The organism is Streptomyces sp. NPDC025833 (genome assembly GCF_055558055.1).
Genome location: NZ_JBVHNF010000018.1, coordinates 144,010 through 161,106, shown reverse-complemented (window position 1 = coordinate 161,106; position 17,097 = coordinate 144,010). Strand labels below are relative to the sequence as shown.

Below are 17,097 nucleotides of genomic sequence, written 5' to 3'. Positions count from 1 at the left end.
GGTGGGCCCATGGACAGCCATGGGCGGGATGAGCAGCGGGTCGTGTGGGCCGTGGTCGGCTCGGACATCGGGCCGCTGATGCTGGCGGCGACCCGTGAGGGCCTGGTCAACGTCGTCTTCCACGCTTCGGACACGGTGCGCGACCGGTCGCTGGAACGGCTGGCCGCCCGGCTGGGCGGCCGGCCCGTGGAGGATCCCGACGCGCCGCTGCTGGCGGAGGCGATACGCCAGCTGCGGGCCTACTTCGCGGGCGAACGGCACGACTTCGACCTGCCGTTGGACTGGTCGCTGATCTCCGGCTTCAACCGGCAGGTGCTGCGTGAGCTCGCCTCGGGTGTCCCTTACGGCACCGTGGTGGGGTACGGCGCCCTGGCGGGACGGGTGGGGCAGCCGGGCGGGGCCCAGGCGGTCGGCGCGGCGATGGGCGCCAATCCGCTGCCGGTGGTCGTGCCGTGCCACCGCGTCGTGGAGAGCGACGGCGGCATCGGCGGTTTCGGCGGCGGTCTGGAGACCAAGCGCAAACTGCTCGCCCTGGAGGGCGTGCTGCCCGAGCCGTTGTTCTGACTCCCCGTACCTAGTCGTCGTAGTGCCGGGCCTCGAAGATGTTGCCGTCGGGGTCGCGGAAGTAGAAGCTGCGCGTGGCGTTGCCGCGTGCGCCCGACAGACCCGCGTCGATGCCCGACACGGGGACACCGTGTTCCTCCAGGCGGGAACGCAGGGCGTCGAAGGCGTCGGCGGGCAGCGCGAGGCAGACGTGATTGACCGGGTGGCCCGCGCTGTCGGCCGAGTCGGGCAGCATCCTCATCCGCGGGGCGAAGCTGTGCGGGGCGAGGTCGAGGATGGTCTCCTCGTTGACGCGTATGGACGGGAAGGCCACTTTCCCCTCGGCGTACTCGGCGACCCTGATCGGCTCCAGGCCGACGGCCGTCTCGTAGAAGGCGGCCGCGGCGACCGGATCGGCCACCCACAGGACGACGTGGTCGAAACGCGTGGTGTTCTTCGTCATGGGTCCCAGGCTCGTGGCCTCCTGCCGCGAGGCACAAGTGTTTATCGGCGACCGGTGTCCGCCAGGAATGTGGGAGGGCCGACGGACGGGAGGCGGGCACGTGGTGCTGACGGTGTCGGAAGAGGTCCGGGAGGCGGTCGACGCACGGCGGCCGGTGGTGGCTCTGGAGTCGACGATCATCGCGCACGGCCTGCCCCGCCCGGGCAACCTGGGGGTGGCGCGGGAGCTGGAGACCGCGGTGCGCCGGGAGGGCGCCGTACCGGCGACCGTCGCGGTGCTCGACGGACGGCCCCGGGTCGGCCTGACCGAGGCTGAGCTGGAGCGGGTGGCCGACGAGGACGGCATCCGCAAACTGGGCCACCGCGATCTGCCGCTCGCCCTGGCGGCGGGGGCGAGCGGGGCGACCACGGTGTCGGCGACGGCGCAGTTGGCCGCGCTGGCGGGGATCCGGGTGTTCGCCACCGGCGGGCTGGGCGGTGTGCACCGGGAGTGGACGGTGACCCAGGACGAGTCGGCCGATCTGGGGCTGCTGGCACGGACCCGGATCACCGTGGTGTGCTCGGGTGTGAAGTCGATCCTGGACGTGCCGGCGACGCTCCAGCGGCTGGAGACCCTGGGAGTGGCCGTCGCCGGGTACGGTACGGACCGGTTTCCCGGCTTCTACCTCGCGGACTCGGGGCATCCGGTCGACTGGACGCTGCGGACCCCGGAGCAGGTCGCCGACGTCATGCGGGCCCAGGACGCGCTGGACGCGCCGGATGCGGCACTGGTCGTCGCCCGCCCCGTCGGGGAGGCGGAGCAGCTCGATCCGGAGGTGCACGCGCGCGTGCTCGCCGACGCGCTGCGTGCCTGCGCGCGGCGGGGTGTCACCGGGCAGGCCGTGACGCCGTTCCTGCTGGACCACCTGGTCCGGCACACCGGCGGTGCCTCACTCGACGCCAACCTGGCGGCGGTGCGCGGGAACGTCCGGCTGGCGGGGCGGATCGCCACGGCGTGGGCCCGGGGGTGAGCGCGGGCCGGAACGGAGCGCTGCTGGTCGTCGGGGACGTGGTGACGGACGTGGTCGCCCGGCACCGGGGGCCGCTCGCGGCCGGCACGGACACGGCCGCGGTGATCCGGACGCTTCCGGGCGGCGCGGGCGCCAACGTGGCCTGCTGGGCTGCCCACACGGGCTGCGCGGACGTACGGCTGCTGGGGCGGGTGGGTGCGGACGCCGCCGCGTGGCACGAGCGGGAGCTGGTGGCGGGCGGGGTGCGGCCCCGGCTGGTGGTGGATCCGGAGGCGGCGACCGGGACGGTGATCTGTCTGGTGGACGGGGGCGCGGCGGCCGAACGGACGTTCCTGACGGACAGCGGGGCGTCCCTGCGGCTCGGCCCGGCCGACTGGTCCGACGCGCTGCTCGACGGGGTGGCCCGGCTGCACCTGTCGGGCTATCTGCTGTTCCGGGAGTCGAGCCGGGCGCTCGCCGGGAGGGCACTCGCGGCGGCACGCGCGCGTGGTGTGCCGGTCAGCCTGGACCCGGCCTCGGCCGGATTCCTTTCGGAGCTGGGGGTGGACCGCTTCCTGGCGTTCGCGAAGGGGCTGGACCTGCTGCTGCCGAGCCGGGACGAGGCGTGTCTGCTGACGGGTCTGGCCGATCCGGTGGACGCGGCGGCCGAGCTGAGCCGTGTCGTACCGCTGGTGGTGGCCAAGGCGGGTGCGGACGGGGCGCTGGTGGCCCGCTCCGGTGCGGCGCCGGTGAGGGTGCCGGCCCGGCGGACGGCGCCCCGGGACACCACGGGTGCGGGTGACGCGTTCACCGGTGCCCTCCTCGCCGCGCTGCTCGCGGGCGCTGACCCCCTGGAGGCGACGGCGTGGGGCTGCCGGGCGGGCGCGGAGGCGGTACGGCGGGTGGGCGCCAGGCCACCGCGGCGGGGGGAGGGGAACCGGGAACGCCGCGCGGCCGGGCGCCGTCCTCCTTCGGAGTCGTAGGCTCCCGGGCCCCCGCCGGGCGGCCGGGTGGCCGGGCGGCCGTCCACGATCGGACGGAATTGCACGGGGCGCGGGAGGGCCGGAAGGTTCGGCCCGGTCCGGGGCTAACCCTTGCGTCCCCAGGCCGAGATCAGCGGAGCGGTGGCCAGGTCCATGGCACCGGTCTGGACGTTGGCCAGGTGCTGGTCGACCTCCGCGTCGGTGGCGAGGCCGGCGGCGACGAGCCGGTCGCGGATCTGACGGACCGTGGCCGCCTCAAGGGCCGTACAGGCGGGCGAGGTCACGGGGAAGTAGGCGTCGGCCGCCACCTCGTGCAACCCCGCCTCCCGGAGCAGCCGCGGGAGTCTGCGGCCGTAGGACAGATCGGCGCCGCGCTCGGCGAGCAGCTCGCGGAAGCCCCGGCGCAGCCGGTTGGCGAGCCGCTGCTCGGGGCCGTGTTCGTCGGGGCACAGCAGGGGCTGCAGGGCGGGGTCGGCGTCCTCGATCAGCAGCCGTCCGCCGGGCCGCAGTGCGTCGATCATGTTCCGCAGGGCCCGTTCCCGGTCGGGTACGTGGACGAGGACCAGCCTCGCGTGGACGAGGTCGAAGCCCTCCCCCGGCGGTCCGTCGGCGCCCACGTCGTGCACCCGCACCTCCACCGGCGGGTGGGCCGCGGGGGCGAGCCGCGACGTCTCGATGTCGGTGGCGAGGACCTGCCCGGCCGGTCCCGTTCTCTCCGCGAGCCAGGACACGACGGAGGTGCCGCCGGCCCCGACCTCCCAGCAGCGCCACCCCTGTCCGATACCGAGGTCCTCGATGTGCCGGAAGGTCGTGGGATCGAAGAGGGCGGCGAAGGCGTCGAAGCGGCGGCCCGCCTCGTCCTGCCGGTTGTCAAGGAGGTAACCGTCGGACGACGTCATGCCCCGATCATCCCAGTCGTCCCGGGTGTCCGCCTCGGCCGGTCCTTCGTCCACAGGCGGGAACCAAGCGGAATCCCCCGTTCCCACAGGCTCGCACGCGTTTCACCCGGGGCTGGCAGACTTGCGGGGCAGGAAAGCGCGAGGAGATCCACCGAGGAGATCCAGATGTCCATGGCAGGGAATCTGCGCAGGGTCACGGAGCTGAGCGGGGTCGGCGGTCTGCGCAAGGTGGCGCGGCTGGCCCGGCGCCGACGACGCGTCGACCTGAGCCACCCCGCCAGATCTCCCCTGGGCTCGTCGGTGGTGAACTGCGTGACGTACCAGGACGGTGAGCGCGTGCCCGGGGGCGCGGACCTGGTGGACGCCGTACGGCTGGTGCGCAAGACCGGCGAGGGCTTCGTCTGGCTCGGACTGCACGAACCGACGGACCGTGAGTTCGCGGGTGTCGCCGAGCTGTTCGACCTGCATCCGCTGGCGGTGGAGGACGCGGTCGAGGCCCACCAGCGACCGAAGCTGGAGCACTACGGGGACACGCTCTTCGCGGTGTTCAAGACCGTCTGCTACGTGGAGCACGAGCAACTGACGGCGAACAGCGAGGTGGTGGACACCGGCGAGATCATGGTGTTCGCCGGCGGGGATTTCGTGATCACCGTGCGGCACGGACGGCACGGCTCGCTCGGGCCCCTGCGGGAGGAGCTGGAGACGGACCCGCAGCAGCTCGCCAAGGGGCCCGCGGCGGTCCTGCACGCGATCGCCGACCAGGTGGTCGACGAGTACCTGAACGTCACCGACGCGGTGCAGGCCGACATCGACCAGGTCGAGACGGAGGTGTTCTCGGAGAACGGCGCGCGACTCGACCCGGGTCGCATCTACCAGATGAAGCGTGAACTGCTGGAGCTGAAACGGGCGGTGGTGCCGCTCGCGCGCCCGGTGGAGCACCTGGCCACCCGTCCCCTGCGGGTCGTCGCCCCGGAGATACAGGCCTACTTCCGGGACGTGCTCGACCACCTCATCCGGGCCAAGGAACAGATCGCCGCGTTCGACGAGCTGCTCAACTCCATCCTCCAGGCGCATCTGGCGCAGGTGACCGTCGCACAGAACGAGGACATGCGGAAGATCACCGCCTGGGCCGCGGTGATCGCCGTGCCGACGATGGTGTGCGGGGTGTACGGCATGAACTTCGATCACATGCCCGAGCTGCACCGGCAGTTCGGCTATCCGCTGGTCATGACCGTGATGGCGGCGGCTTGTGCGGCGCTGTACCGAGGTTTCCGGCGCAACGGCTGGCTCTGAACGGCGGGAGGCGGCGCGCTACGGATCAGCCGTTCCAGGCGGGGTGGCGGGGGTCGTCGGCGCGGACCAGGACGTCCGCCACCGCGGCCGGGTCGGTCTCGGCCTCGTAGCGTTCGAAGGCGGGGAGCGTCCAGTGGTCGGCTTCCGGGGTGCGGCGGCGCAGGGCGCCCGTGGAGAGGAGGACGTGCACGCTCAGGTCGAAGGGGAACCAGTGGCGCAGCAGGAGGGGGCCGTGGAGCAGCAGAATTCCGCCGGGCGGGAGTGAGACGTAGGGGCTGCGGGTGGCCCGGTCCGTCACCGGGTCCCACAGGTCGGGCAGGATCCGCCCGCTGCCTCCGGGATCTAGCGGGCCGAAGACCTCGCGCCACAGGGCGCCCGTGTCGAACCAGCCGCCGTAGTACGACTCCGCGTCCCGCCGCCCGTGCTCCAGGCGCAGGGAGGCCGGCCGCAGGAAGCCCTCGGTGCCGACCACGAGCGAGGACCGGCCGCGTACGCGCAGCGCCTCGCCGACACGCGCGGCGAGGTCTCCGGGGCGGGCGGCCGGGGCACCGTCGAAGCCGACGCGCTGCCACTTCCCGCCGTCGGCCGGCTCCGCACCGGCCAGCCGGTCGGCGAGCCGCTCGGCCAGCCGGTCCCAGGTGATCGCTTCGAGTCGCACACGGCCCATGATGCCGGGTGGCCGGGGAGAGCGGCGAGGACGGGCGGAGGTCAGGCGGACGGGCAGGCGAGCGGGCGGGCCGCCTCGACAGCGTCCGTCCCGGCGGCCCCGGCCCTCCCGGCGGCCCCGGCCCTCCCGGCGGCCCCGGCCCTCCCGGTGGCAAGAAGGAAAGAGTGTTCATGCCCGTAAGGCGGCGGAGAGGAGGGGTGCGGAAGTGAGGGTTGCGGAGGGGAAGACGGTGTGGGCGGGCGAGGGAGGCGTGCGCGGCAACGGGGAAGGTACCGCGTATGCCGCTTCCCGCAACTCCCGACTGCCCCGGCCGCATTGTCGCCATCCAGCCGGTGCGGAGGAAGCGGTGCGCGGGCTGTCGGCGGGGGCCGCTGTCGCTGCTGGTCCTGGAGGATGCGGCCCCTCGCTGTCTCGACTGTGCCGACCTGGGGCACCTGGTGTTCCTGCCCCGCGGGGACACGGCCCTGACACGCAGGTCCCGCGAGGAGAGCGCGCTGTCGGTGGTGGTGGTCCGGTTCAACCGGCGCAAGAGCCGTTACGAGCGGCAGGGCGTGCTCGTGGAGGAGGCCGCGCTGGCCCGGGCCGAGGCACGCTGCCTCGCGGACGGAGAGGCGCGGCGCCGGCGGCGGGCTCGGGACGCGCGGCGCAGGGCGGCGGAGGACGAGCGGTTCGCGGCGGCGTTCGCCACCGAGATCCTCCGGTTGTTCCCCGGCTGTCCGGCCGAGCGGGCTCGGGCGATCGCGGGCCACGCGTCGGTTCGGGGCAGCGGACGGGTCGGACGCAGCGCGGCCGGGCGGGCGCTGACCGAAGGAGCGGTGATCTCGGCGGTCGTGGCGGGCGTACGGCACGGGGACACGCCGTACGACGAGCTGCTGATGAGCGGGGTGCCGCGGTACGAGGCACGGCATCGCATCAGACCGGCCGTGGAGAGCGTGCTGCGTGCGTGGCAAGGTGCCGGGGAGGATGCGGGCTGAGGGCGCGGGTGGGGCCGACGGGTGCGAGCGGGGTGTGCGTGGCGCTCGTGCGGTCACGGGTCATCCGCCGTGACCGGGACCGGCGCTGCCCGGGACGGACAGCACTCGGGGGACGGACGGCGCCCGGGACCGGAACGGGAGTGGGGAGAGCGGATCGGGATGAGGACGCGGGACGGCGCGAGGAAGTGGAGCGGGACGGGGGCGCGGGACGACATGGGAGTGCGGGGCGAGAGGGGGGCGTGGGGATGATCGGTGGGCCGTACTTCGTGCTGGTGGTACTGGGGATTCTGGGGACCGGGCTGGTGGCCGGCGTCTTCTGCGCGTTCTCGACGTTCGTGATGCGGGGGCTCGCGTCACTGCCGCCCGCCCAGGGCGTCGCGGCGATGAACGCGATCAACGTCGCGGCCGTGCGGCCGGCCTTCATGACGGCGTTCACCGGATCGGCGGTGCTCAGCGTGCTGATCGCGGTGGTCACCTTCGTCGTGTGGCCGGACGGGGGCACGGTGGAGCTGCTGCTGGGCAGCGCGCTGTATCTGTTCGGGTCGTTCGGGCTGACGATCGTGGCGAACGTGCCCCGCAACGAGCGGCTGGCCCGGCTCACACCCGGGGCTCCGGAGGCCGCCGCGTACTGGCCGACGTACGTGCGTGAGTGGACGTTCTGGAACCACGTCCGCGCCGTCGCCTCGGCCGCGGCAGCCCTCGCCTACATAGTCGCCCTCACCTGATCCCGGGAGCGCGCCCGACCTGCCCTCGGGGAGTCCCCGCGCTCCGGTGGCCCGCCGGGAACTGTCCGCCCTCGGCCACGACGACGCCCGGGCGGCGAACCGCACCCGGCCACGACGACGACCCGGCGGCGAACGGCACCCGGCCACGACGACGACCATGCGACGACCAGGCGACGGCCCGGTGCCGCTCGGAAGCCGCTGCCGGTGAAACCCGCTCGCAAGGCGCTGTCCGCCGCTCTGCGCGGCTGTCGGCGCGGACGTATCGTGGCCGGAAGAGTGTGCCGCCCGAAGACGCACGGCCCTTCGTACATCCGGTGCCTCCGGTGCCCGTACGCGAGGAAGACGCCATGGCCGATCCCAAGGGGTTCATGACCACGCCGCGCCAGGAGTGGCCGCGACGGCCCGTCGAGCAGCGGGTGCGGGACTGGGACGAGGTGTACGTCCCAGGAGCGTTGCTGCCGATCATCAGCAAGCAGGCCGACCGCTGCATGGACTGCGGTGTCCCGTTCTGCCACCAGGCCTGCCCGTTGGGCAATCTCATCCCCGAGTGGAACGACCTCGTCTCGCGGGAGGACTGGCGGGCCGCGAGCGACCGGCTGCACGCCACCAACAATTTCCCGGAGTTCACCGGCAGGCTGTGTCCGGCACCGTGCGAGGCGGGCTGTGTGCTGGCGATCAACCAGCCGGCCGTCACCATCAAGAACGTCGAGTGCGCGATCGCGGACAGGGCGTGGGAGGAGGGGTTCAGCCCGCCCCGGCCGCCCGAGCGGCTGTCCGGGAAGACGGTCGCCGTCGTCGGCTCCGGCCCCGCCGGGCTGGCCGCGGCACAGCAGCTGACGCGGGCCGGGCACACGGTCGCGGTGTACGAGAAGGACGACCGGATCGGCGGGCTGATGCGGTACGGCATCCCCGCGTTCAAGATGGAGAAGCGGCACCTGGAGCGGCGGATCGGGCAGATGCGGGCGGAGGGGACGAGGTTCCGCGCGGCGACGGCGGTCGGCCGGGACGTCTCGGCGGACGCGTTGCGGACCCGGTACGACGCGGTGGTGATCGCGACGGGTGCCACGTCATGGCGGGAACTCCCGGTGCCGGGAAGGGAGTTGCTCGGTATTCACCAGGCGATGGAGTATCTGCCGCTGGCGAACCGGGTGTGCCAGGGCGATTTGGAGGTCTCGCCGCTGTCGGCCGCCGGCAGGCACGTCGTGATCGTCGGCGGCGGGGACACCGGGGCGGACTGCCTCGGCACCGCCGTGCGCGAGGGTGCCGCCTCCGTGACCCAGCTGGACATCTACACGCAGCCGGACGCGGATCGCGACGAGGACAGCGAACCATGGCCGACGTACCCGAAGATCTACCGGCTGTCGGCCGCGCACCAGGAGGCGGGGGAACTGCGGACGGCGCCGGCGGCGGACGCGGACGCGCGGCTGTTCGCGGCGTCCACGCTGCGTTTCACGGGGGACGAGCGCGGGCGGGTGCGGTCGCTGCACCTGGTGGAGGTCGACGAGCGGCGGGTCCCGGTGCCGGAGACCGGGCGCACGCTCCCCGCCGACCTGGTGCTGCTGGCGCTCGGGTTCTCCGGGCCGGTCCGGGAGGACGGGCTGATCGACCAGTTGGGGCTGGCGCTGCGGCCGCGCGGCACGATCGCCCGGGACGACGGCTTCGCGACCAACGTCCCGGGGGTGTTCGCCGCCGGAGACGCGGCGCGCGGGCAGTCGCTCATCGTGTGGGCGATAGCGGAGGGCCGGGCGGTCGCGGCGGCCGTCGACGGCTATCTGACGGGGCGGTCCCGGCTGCCGGCCCCGATCGTGCCCGCGGACCGGCCCATGACGGTCTGACCGGCCGATGACGGTCGACGGACCGATGACGGTCTGACCGGCCGACGGCGGTCGGAGGGCCTGCCCGGTGGACCGCGACCACGACCGCGACCACGACCACGACCGCGGGCGCGGGCGCGGGGAGCCGGCATTTCTTGCCGGCGGTGCCGTCAGGCCGTGCGCTCGTCCGTGCCCGCGACCTTCCCCGTGGCCAGGGCCACCCGGTTCCAGGTGTTGATGGCGAGGACGAGGGCCAGGACCTGGGCCAGTTCCTGCTCCTCGAACTGCGCGGCGGCCTCGGCGTAGACGGTGTCCGGGACGCCGCCGTCGGCTACGAGGGTGACCGCCTCCGTCAGGGCTAGGGCGGCCTGTTCCCTGGGGGTGAAGAAGTGCCGGGCCTCGCGCCAGACGGGGACCATGTGGAGCCGGTCCTCGCTCTCGCCCGCCTTGCGGGCGTCATTGGTGTGCATGTGCAGGCAGTAGGCGCAGTGGTTGAGGTGGGAGGCACGGATCTGGACCAGTTCGACCAGGGCGGGGTCGAGGCCCGCACGGGCGGCGGCGTCGAGCCCGATGATCGCGCGGAAGACCTTCGGCGCGGCCTTCGCGAGGTCCAGGCGGGTGCGGGCGGCCTCGGCGGCGGTGATCCCGGTGGTCGGGTGGAGGGCGGCGGCGGTGTTCGTGTGCGTCGTCATGTCCTCCAACCTAGGCGGCACAAAGACCGGCGGTAGGGTGCACTTCCATGGCGGAATCATGGGTCAATTCTGCGGAGCGGATCGGCGCCGACCTGCATGTGGAGCTGTCGGCACCAGGGGGCCGTCGGGCGGCGCTGACCGGTGCGCTGCGGGAGGCCGTGCGCAGCGGCCGGCTGGCGCCGGGCGCCCGGCTGCCGCCGTACCGGTCGCTCGCCGCGGACCTGGGGGTGGCGCGCAACACGGTGGCCGACGCGTACGCCGAACTGGTCGCGGAGGGCTGGCTGACCGCCCGGCAGGGCTCCGGTACGCGGGTCGCCGAACGGGCCGAGCCGCTGCGGCACGCGGCGCGGACGCCCGTGCGGATGCCGTCGCGCGCGTCTGGTCCCCGGCACGACCTGCGGCAGGGCACACCGGACGCGTCGGCCTTCCCCCGCTCGGCCTGGGCGGCCTCGTACCGCCGGGCGTTGCAGGCGGCGCCGAGCGAGGCGTTCGGGCCTGGCGATCCCGCCGGGCGCATCGAGCTGCGGCTGGCCCTGGCGGAGTACCTGGCACGCGCGCGCGGGGTGCGCACCGAGCCGGACCGGATCGTGATCTGCTCGGGCTTCGCGCACGCCCTGCGGCTCCTCTTCGGCCTGGGCACCCCGGACGGACCGGGCGCGGGCGGGGTGCTGCGCGGCCCGCTGGGGGTGGAGGCGTACGGGCTGGGCTTCCACCGGGACCTGCTCGCGGCGGCCGGGGTGCGCACGGTACCGCTGCCGCTGGACGAGCACGGCGCGCGGATGGACGCGCTCGGGCGGGAGCGGGCCGTGCTGCTGACGCCCGCGCACCAGTTCCCGACCGGCGGCCCGCTGCATCCGGAACGCCGGGCGGCGGTGATCGACTGGGCACGCGCGCGGGGGGCGGTGGTGCTGGAGGACGACTACGACGGCGAGTTCCGCTACGACCGCCGTCCCGTGGGCGCATTGCAGGGCCTCGATCCGGAACGGGTGATCCACGTCGGGTCGGTCAGCAAGAGTCTGTCACCGGCGCTGCGGCTGGGCTGGATGGTCCTGCCGCAGCGGTACGTGGAGCCGGTGCTGGCGGCGAAGGGCGCCCGGGAGGCGTGGGCGAGCGTGCCGGACCAGCTCGCCCTCGCGGACTTCGTCGCCTGCGGGTCGTACGACCGCCATGTGCGGCGGATGCGGCAGCGGTACCGGCGCCGGCGGGACCGGCTCGTGGCCGCGCTCGCCGCACAGGCGCCGCACATCGAGGTGACGGGTGTCGCGGCGGGACTGCACGCGGTGCTGCGGCTGCCGCCCGGCACGGAACGGTCGACGGTGAAGGCCGCCACCTGGCAGGGCGTCGCCCTCGACGGTCTCGCCGGGTTCCGGCACCCGCACAGCCCGATGACGGCCGGGGACGGCCTGGTGGTGGGGTACGCGACGCCGGCCGAACACGCCTACGGGGCGGCGCTGGAGGCGTTGTGCGGGGTACTGCCGCCGGGGTGAGCCCCGGAGGGCGCGCCTGCGCCCCACCGGTCCGCCCGGCCGCGGGTACGGCGCGCGCGGCACCGCCGCGCCGCACCCGCGAGGTACGTCGTCGTCGCGTCCCGTGCCGGGTGGCCCGGTTCGGGACGGCTCAAGTCACGCAACATTAGGGAAGTCGAGCAGAAGACAAAACCGACCACGGCCGCCGCCGCGCCGCCGGTGCGTTCAGGTCAGCAGGAAGTCGGCCTCCCCCGCTTTGGCGCCCCGGATGAAGGCGGTCATCTCGTCCGTGGTGTAGATCAGCGCGGGTCCGTCCGGGTCGGTCGACTGGCGCACCGCTATCCGTCCGTCGGCCAGCTTCATGGCCTCCAGGCAGTTCCCGCCGTTTCCTCCGCTCCAGGGCTTGTGCCACCCCTCGCTGCCCAATTCCCGTGCGGGCATGCCGTTGTAGACGTGTCCGCGCGGCCTGATGCGATCCATTCACAGCTCCTTGCGGAGATCCCGGAGGATCTCCTTCGTGCGTTGTGCAGTGGCGGCCTGCGCCGCCATCCGGTCCATGACCTCCAGGTGGGTCGCCACCTCGGTGCGCGCGTCCAGGTAGACGGCGCCGGTCAGGTACTCGCTGTAGACCATGTCCGGCAGTTCTGACATGGCAAATCGAAACAGCACGAAGGGCCCGTACGTCCCCGGGTGCGGTCCGTTGGCGAACGGGGCGACCTGGAGCGTCACATGGGCCGACTCCGTGGCCTCGAGCAACTTGTCGAGCTGCGCGCGCATCACCTCCGGGCCGCCGACCGTGCGGCGCAGCGCGGTCTCGTCCATCACCGCCCAGAAGCGGGGGGCGTCGGCACGGGTGAGCAGGTCCTGGCGCTGCATGCGCAGCGCGACGTGCCGCTCGATGTCCTCCGGGCTCGTCTGCCCGACGGCGCCGGAGCGCAGCACCGCGCGCGCGTAGTCCTCGGTCTGCAGCAGGCCGGGGACGAAGTGCGGCTCGTAGGAGCGGATGAGGGCGGCCGCACCCTCCAGACTGACGTACATCGAGAACCAGTTCGGCAGGATGTCGTGGAATCGCTGCCACCAGCCGGGCCGGTTCGCCTCCTCGGCCAGCCGGACGAAAAGCTCGGCCTCGTCGTCGGGGACGCCGTACGCCTTCAGCAGCAGTTGCAGGTACGGGATTTTGAGGGCGACCTCGGCCGTCTCCATGCGACGGACGGTGGCGGGAGCCACATGGAGGACCCGGGCGGCCTCCTCGCGCTTCAGTCCGGCACGTTCCCGCAGGTCCAGCAGGCGCCGGCCGAGGACCACCTGGCCCACCGTCGGCGCGGAACGCGGCTCGCTCACGCTCCCACCTCCACCGTAGGCCTCCACAGAACGTTTCCTGACAGCCCTACGGCGCCATTCGAAGATTCATTCGAAGACCGGGGCGGATCTCCGACACTCCAATTGGCGCCGCGCGAGGTGCTGTTGTCAGCAGTGTGCCACGGCCTCTCACCGCGTCATACAGCACTCTGCAATTTTCAGAGTGACTCTTGCCAAGTGTCTTCGGCGGGGCGATAGTGGCAGGCGTGATTCCGTCCGCGCCTTTAGGAACAGACGCCGCCGCAGACCGCTCCGGTCCCGGCGCCGATCGGGGTCCCATCGCGCGAGCCGGTTCGGGCGTGGGTGAGGGAGCGGCCCCCCGTGAGGGCGTCCCCGACCGCAGGTTCCGCTTCGAGCTGGCCGCCCATCCCGGTTCCGTCGCCCGGGCGAGACGCCTGACGTACGCCCGGCTGTCGCACTGGTCGGTCGGCGCGGACACCTGCGACAACGCGGCGCTGCTCATATCGGAGCTGGTCACCAACGCGATCGTGCACACCGCGAGCAGCCGGGTCGTGTGCGAGCTGCACGACCACGACGACATGGTGCGCATAGCCGTCCGGGACGAGGGCTGTGCTCCCGGCGAACCCCACCCGTCACCGCAGCGACCCGACGAGGAGCACGGGAGGGGGTTGCTCCTCGTCGACGCGCTGTGCCGGGCCTGGGGTGCCCAGGAGTACGGCTCCGGCCTGCTGGTCTGGGCCGAGCTGCCCCGCCAGGCCGGCCCCGGCCGGGACACCGCCGAGGCGCGCGGCGATCTCGGCTGGGGGGCCCGGCCGAAGCCGGGCCCCCCGGACGATCCCGACGAGGAGCCGTCGGCCGAGGCGAGCGGGCGGATGCCCGAGCGGCCCCGGCCGGCGGAGCCGGGGCGGCGACGGGACACCGGGGACCGCACGGACGAGGCGGAGACCCGCGCGGGCGGGCACGGCGCCGAGGGCCGGTGGGGCGAGCGGCCCGACGACCGGTCCGGGCAGGTGGCGGCGGGCCGGTACGCACCCGGCGCGCCGGAGCACCACCGGCACCCCGGCACCGGTGAGCCCCCGCGCCGGACGCCCGAGCAGCACCGGCACGAGGTGACGGACCAGCACCGGCACCCCGCCCACCCGGACCAGCACCCGCACGGCACGCGTCCCGAGCAGCACCCGCACGCCGACCGTCCGGACCAGCACCGGCACGCGGCACCGGAGCCGGGCGCCCACCCCGTGCCGGAGCAGTACCGGCACGGGGAGCGCCGGTGACCGGCGGCGCCGACGCCGGACGGGCCGCGGGCAACCGCACAGGTACCGGCCGGGCGCCCCGCACCGATCCCGACACCCGCGGCGGCCGCAAGCACGCCGTCGGCCTCGACACCCGACCCGGCCAGGAGCACGCCATCGGTCCGAACATCCGTGCCGGCCAGGAGCACGCCCTCGGCATGAACACCCTCGTGCGGCTCCAGCGCCGGCGTGCGGCCCCGCAGCCGGACCTCCGGCTGCGGCTGCCGGACGGCATGACGGCACCGCTCGGCTGCGACGCCGTGGCCGTGCCCGACCGCCTCGGCCCGCTCATCGTCCCCCGGCTGCCGCGCGTGGGGTGCGTGTACGCCGACGGCTCCCACTGGTGGTGGATCGTGCCGTCGGACTCCGACTACGCCCTGCCCTGGCCGGCCCCGGCCCGGTACGCGGCCGGTGCGCTGGTCACCGGTGCCGCCCGGCTGATCCACCGGCCGGAGGGGACGGTCCCGTACACCCCGCCGATCCCGTTGTACCTGGCCCTGTGCCGGGTGACGGACACGGCTCCGGACTGGTCGCGGGCCGCGTCGGCGTAACGGCCGCCGCGCCCCGCCGCCAACCGCCGCGCACGGCCGCGGCCGCACCCCGGCCGCCGGTGCCGTACACCGGCCACCGCTGCCACACACCGGATGCGGCTGCCACGCGCCGCCCGCCGCACGCCTCCGCCTGCCCTCCCCCGCACCGCCCGGCCGCAGCGCCCAGCCGCACCGCCCGGCCCGGTCCGGGACGGCGCTCCGCTCGCGCACCGCCGCGCGGAGCGTGCTTCCTCCACGCCCCTCGCACGTCTTTTCGCGCCCTGCCGAGCCGCCGTCCCGGCCGCGATAGTGGCCGTTCCGTAGGGGTGCGGGAGGTCACGGTGAGAAAGAGGCGCGGAGCGGCCGAGCCCGTGGTGTCGGAGTCGGAGCGGCTGCTGTTCGGCGGGCCGCTGCGGTACGACATGGGCTGGAACCAGCACGCGGACGCCTTCCTGAGCCTGAGCTTCCGGGCGATGGTCAGGCGGCTCCCCGGCATGCTGGCGTCCAGTCTGCGGCTGGCCCGGCAGGCGGACGCGCGGGCGGCACGGGTGGTGCTGGCCGCCGAGGTGGGCCGGGGCGTCGCCCAGGCGGCGAGCCTGCTGGCCGTGAACAGCGCGCTCGGCAAGCTGCTCAACGGCCCGGACATCGAGCAGCGGCTGCGCTCGGCCGGGCCCGCCCTCGTCGTCATGGCCGTCGTGATGCTGGTCGCCGCGCTGCTGCGGGCCGCCTCGACCTACGCCACCGGGCGGCTGGAGCCCAAGGTGGAGCGGGTGGCGACCGAGCTGTACCTGGAGCGCGCGGCGAACGTCGAGCTGGCCGCGATCGAGGACCACGCCTTCCACAAGCTGCTGGACACCGCCCAGTACGGCGCCCGCTCGGCCCGGCACATGATCGGTTACAGCGCCCGGGTCGTCAACGCGATGATCTCGCTGCTCACCGCCGCGGGCGTGCTCACCGTGCTGCACCCCGCGCTGCTGCCCCTGCTGGCCACCATGACCCTGCCCAGCGCCTGGAGCGCGCTGACCAACGCCCGGCGCCGCTACGCGTCCTTCCACACCTGGGTGCAGCACGCCCGGGCCGGCCAGCTGATCAGCAGTCTGCTCACCGAGCAGGCCGCCGCCCCGGAGATCCGGGTGCACGCGGTGGGCCCGTTCCTGCTGCGCCACTTCCGGTCCATGTCGGAGACCGCGGAGACGGAGCAGGCCCGCCTGTCCCGGCTGGCCGCCCGAACCGGCCTGATCGCGGCCGCCTGGACCGGGCTCGCGACCCTGGCGACGTACGCGACGCTGGGCGCGCTGCTGCTCGGGGGCGCGATGGCGCTGTCCGTGGCCGGTACGGCGGTGATCGCGATCCGTACGGGGGCGGCGAGCCTGGACACGCTCGTGCTGGAGATCAACCAGCTCCACGAGGAAGCCCTGTTCGTGGGGGACCTGCAGCGGATGTACGCCGAGGCGGCCGAGCGCGCCATCCCGGCGGGCGGGGAACCGCTGCCGGAGGACCCGAAGGAGGTCCGCTTCGAGCACGTCACCTTCAGCTATCCGCACGACCCCCGGCCCGGCCCCCCGGACGCGCCCCCGGATGACGCCCGTCCGCGGCGCCCGCGGCCCGCCCTCGACGACGTCACCCTCACCCTCCCCCTGGGCCGGATCATCGCGCTCGTCGGCGAGAACGGCTCGGGCAAGACCACGCTGGTCAAGCTGCTCGCGGGGCTGTACACGCCGGACCGGGGCCGGATCGTGTGGGACGGTGTCGACGCCGCGCGTGCCGACCGGCGGCTGCTCGCCGAGCGCATCGCGATGGTGGCCCAGGACTTCAAGCGCTGGCCGTTCACCGCCCGGGTGAACGTGGCCGTCGGCCGGTCCGACGCGCCGATGACCGAGGAACGCCTGGCCGCGGCCGTCACCGAGGCGGGCGCCGAGGACGTGCTGGCCGACCTGCCGCGCGGTCTGGACACCCTGCTGGCCCGCAACTTCAGTGGCGGTCACGAGCTGTCCGGCGGCCAGTGGCAGCGGCTGGGCATCGCCCGGGCCGCCTACCGGCGCGGGAGCATCCTGATCGTGGACGAGCCGACGGCGGCGCTGGACGCGCGGGCCGAGCTGGAGGTCTTCGAGAAGATCCGGGCACTGGCGGACGGCGGGCAGACGGTCGTGCTGATCACGCACCGGCTGGCGTCGGTCCGGCACGCCGATCTGGTGCACGTGCTGGATCAGGGTCGGCTGGTGGAGTCCGGCACGCCGGACGAGCTGCTGGCCGGTGGTGGGCTCTACGCCGAGCTGTACACGCTCCAGGCGCGGCAGTTCGCGGCGTCGGCGGCGGCACCGGCGACAGCGGGATCGGCGGCGACGCAGGCCCCGGCACCGGCGGCGGCGCGGGGAGCGGCTCCGGATGCGGCGCCCGCGGACCGCAAGGTGCCCGCGCCGAAGCCGGCCTGAGCCGCCCGGCCAGGGT

The 17,097-nt window shown here is 74.2% G+C and carries 16 protein-coding genes and 1 pseudogene; 11 read left to right on the top strand and 6 right to left on the bottom strand.

The window, feature by feature from the left end; genetic code table 11:
- Nucleotides 1-9 precede the first annotated feature (9 nt).
- Nucleotides 10-564 carry a methylated-DNA--[protein]-cysteine S-methyltransferase gene (locus ACZ4K2_RS29510; protein ID WP_467469640.1) on the top strand — a complete coding sequence of 185 codons (555 nt, stop codon included), beginning with the start codon at nt 10-12 and terminating at the stop codon, nt 562-564.
- A 10-nt stretch (nt 565-574) separates the two neighbouring features.
- Here ACZ4K2_RS29510 and ACZ4K2_RS29505 read toward each other — a convergent pair whose 3' ends face one another.
- Entirely contained in the window at nt 575-1,006 is a 432-nt protein-coding gene (locus tag ACZ4K2_RS29505) for a VOC family protein (RefSeq protein WP_467469638.1), read from the bottom strand.
- 100 nt (nt 1,007-1,106) lie between these two features.
- On the opposite strand from ACZ4K2_RS29505, the gene ACZ4K2_RS29500 reads away from it, so the two are divergent.
- Nucleotides 1,107-2,015: a pseudouridine-5'-phosphate glycosidase gene (locus ACZ4K2_RS29500; protein WP_467469636.1), complete on the top strand. Its 909-nt coding sequence runs from the start codon at nt 1,107-1,109 to the stop codon at nt 2,013-2,015.
- Nucleotides 2,000-2,977 (top strand): carbohydrate kinase family protein, encoded by a 978-nt coding sequence (locus ACZ4K2_RS29495; protein ID WP_467469634.1) that lies wholly within the window; start codon nt 2,000-2,002, stop codon nt 2,975-2,977. Before ACZ4K2_RS29500 ends, ACZ4K2_RS29495 begins: the two co-directional genes overlap by 16 nt.
- A 104-nt stretch (nt 2,978-3,081) precedes the next feature.
- On the opposite strand, the gene ACZ4K2_RS29490 is transcribed toward ACZ4K2_RS29495, so the two are convergent.
- The gene (locus ACZ4K2_RS29490; protein ID WP_467469632.1) at nt 3,082-3,876 is read right to left on the bottom strand and encodes a class I SAM-dependent methyltransferase; all 795 of its coding nucleotides are present in this window, start codon (nt 3,874-3,876) and stop codon (nt 3,082-3,084) included.
- Between the two features lie 165 nt (nt 3,877-4,041).
- On the opposite strand from ACZ4K2_RS29490, the gene corA reads away from it, so the two are divergent.
- Nucleotides 4,042-5,169 carry a magnesium/cobalt transporter CorA gene (corA, locus tag ACZ4K2_RS29485; protein WP_467469630.1) on the top strand — a complete coding sequence of 376 codons (1,128 nt, stop codon included), beginning with the start codon at nt 4,042-4,044 and terminating at the stop codon, nt 5,167-5,169.
- A 25-nt stretch (nt 5,170-5,194) separates the two neighbouring features.
- Here corA and ACZ4K2_RS29480 read toward each other — a convergent pair whose 3' ends face one another.
- A complete protein-coding gene (locus ACZ4K2_RS29480) occupies nt 5,195-5,836 on the bottom strand; it encodes a nucleoside/nucleotide kinase family protein (RefSeq protein ID WP_467469628.1) in 642 nt (213 codons plus the stop codon).
- A 278-nt stretch (nt 5,837-6,114) separates the two neighbouring features.
- Between ACZ4K2_RS29480 and ACZ4K2_RS29475 the strand changes: the two genes are divergently transcribed.
- The 3 genes from ACZ4K2_RS29475 (at nt 6,115) to ACZ4K2_RS29465 (ending at nt 9,370) form a co-directional block, all read left to right on the top strand.
- Complete coding sequence (locus tag ACZ4K2_RS29475) at nt 6,115-6,810, top strand: DUF2293 domain-containing protein (RefSeq protein ID WP_467469626.1); 696 nt, start codon at nt 6,115-6,117, stop codon at nt 6,808-6,810.
- Between the two features lie 245 nt (nt 6,811-7,055).
- Complete coding sequence (locus ACZ4K2_RS29470) at nt 7,056-7,535, top strand: anthrone oxygenase family protein (RefSeq protein ID WP_467469624.1); 480 nt, start codon at nt 7,056-7,058, stop codon at nt 7,533-7,535.
- A 347-nt stretch (nt 7,536-7,882) separates the two neighbouring features.
- Nucleotides 7,883-9,370 carry a glutamate synthase subunit beta gene (locus ACZ4K2_RS29465; protein WP_467469622.1) on the top strand — a complete coding sequence of 496 codons (1,488 nt, stop codon included), beginning with the start codon at nt 7,883-7,885 and terminating at the stop codon, nt 9,368-9,370.
- 149 nt (nt 9,371-9,519) lie between these two features.
- On the opposite strand, the gene ACZ4K2_RS29460 is transcribed toward ACZ4K2_RS29465, so the two are convergent.
- Nucleotides 9,520-10,041 (bottom strand): carboxymuconolactone decarboxylase family protein, encoded by a 522-nt coding sequence (locus ACZ4K2_RS29460; protein WP_467469620.1) that lies wholly within the window; start codon nt 10,039-10,041, stop codon nt 9,520-9,522.
- 47 nt (nt 10,042-10,088) lie between these two features.
- Between ACZ4K2_RS29460 and pdxR the strand changes: the two genes are divergently transcribed.
- On the top strand, nt 10,089-11,528 hold the full coding sequence (gene pdxR, locus ACZ4K2_RS29455) for a MocR-like pyridoxine biosynthesis transcription factor PdxR (RefSeq protein WP_467469618.1): 1,440 nt from the start codon (nt 10,089-10,091) through the stop codon (nt 11,526-11,528).
- Between the two features lie 204 nt (nt 11,529-11,732).
- Here pdxR and ACZ4K2_RS29450 read toward each other — a convergent pair whose 3' ends face one another.
- Both ACZ4K2_RS29450 and ACZ4K2_RS29445 read right to left on the bottom strand, forming a co-directional pair.
- A complete protein-coding gene (locus tag ACZ4K2_RS29450; protein ID WP_467469616.1) occupies nt 11,733-11,987 on the bottom strand; it encodes a DUF397 domain-containing protein in 255 nt (84 codons plus the stop codon).
- The gene (locus tag ACZ4K2_RS29445; protein ID WP_467469614.1) at nt 11,988-12,848 is read right to left on the bottom strand and encodes a helix-turn-helix domain-containing protein; all 861 of its coding nucleotides are present in this window, start codon (nt 12,846-12,848) and stop codon (nt 11,988-11,990) included.
- A 215-nt stretch (nt 12,849-13,063) separates the two neighbouring features.
- On the opposite strand from ACZ4K2_RS29445, the pseudogene ACZ4K2_RS29440 reads away from it, so the two are divergent.
- The 3 genes and pseudogenes from ACZ4K2_RS29440 to ACZ4K2_RS29430 form a co-directional block, all read left to right on the top strand.
- Nucleotides 13,064-13,786, top strand: a pseudogene (locus ACZ4K2_RS29440) (ATP-binding protein); the annotation flags it as partial.
- Between the two features lie 491 nt (nt 13,787-14,277).
- Entirely contained in the window at nt 14,278-14,670 is a 393-nt protein-coding gene (locus ACZ4K2_RS29435) for a hypothetical protein (RefSeq protein WP_467469734.1), read from the top strand.
- A gap of 320 nt (nt 14,671-14,990) precedes the next feature.
- On the top strand, nt 14,991-17,081 hold the full coding sequence (locus ACZ4K2_RS29430; RefSeq protein WP_467469612.1) for an ABC transporter ATP-binding protein: 2,091 nt from the start codon (nt 14,991-14,993) through the stop codon (nt 17,079-17,081).
- The last annotated feature ends 16 nt before the right edge of the window (nt 17,082-17,097 follow it).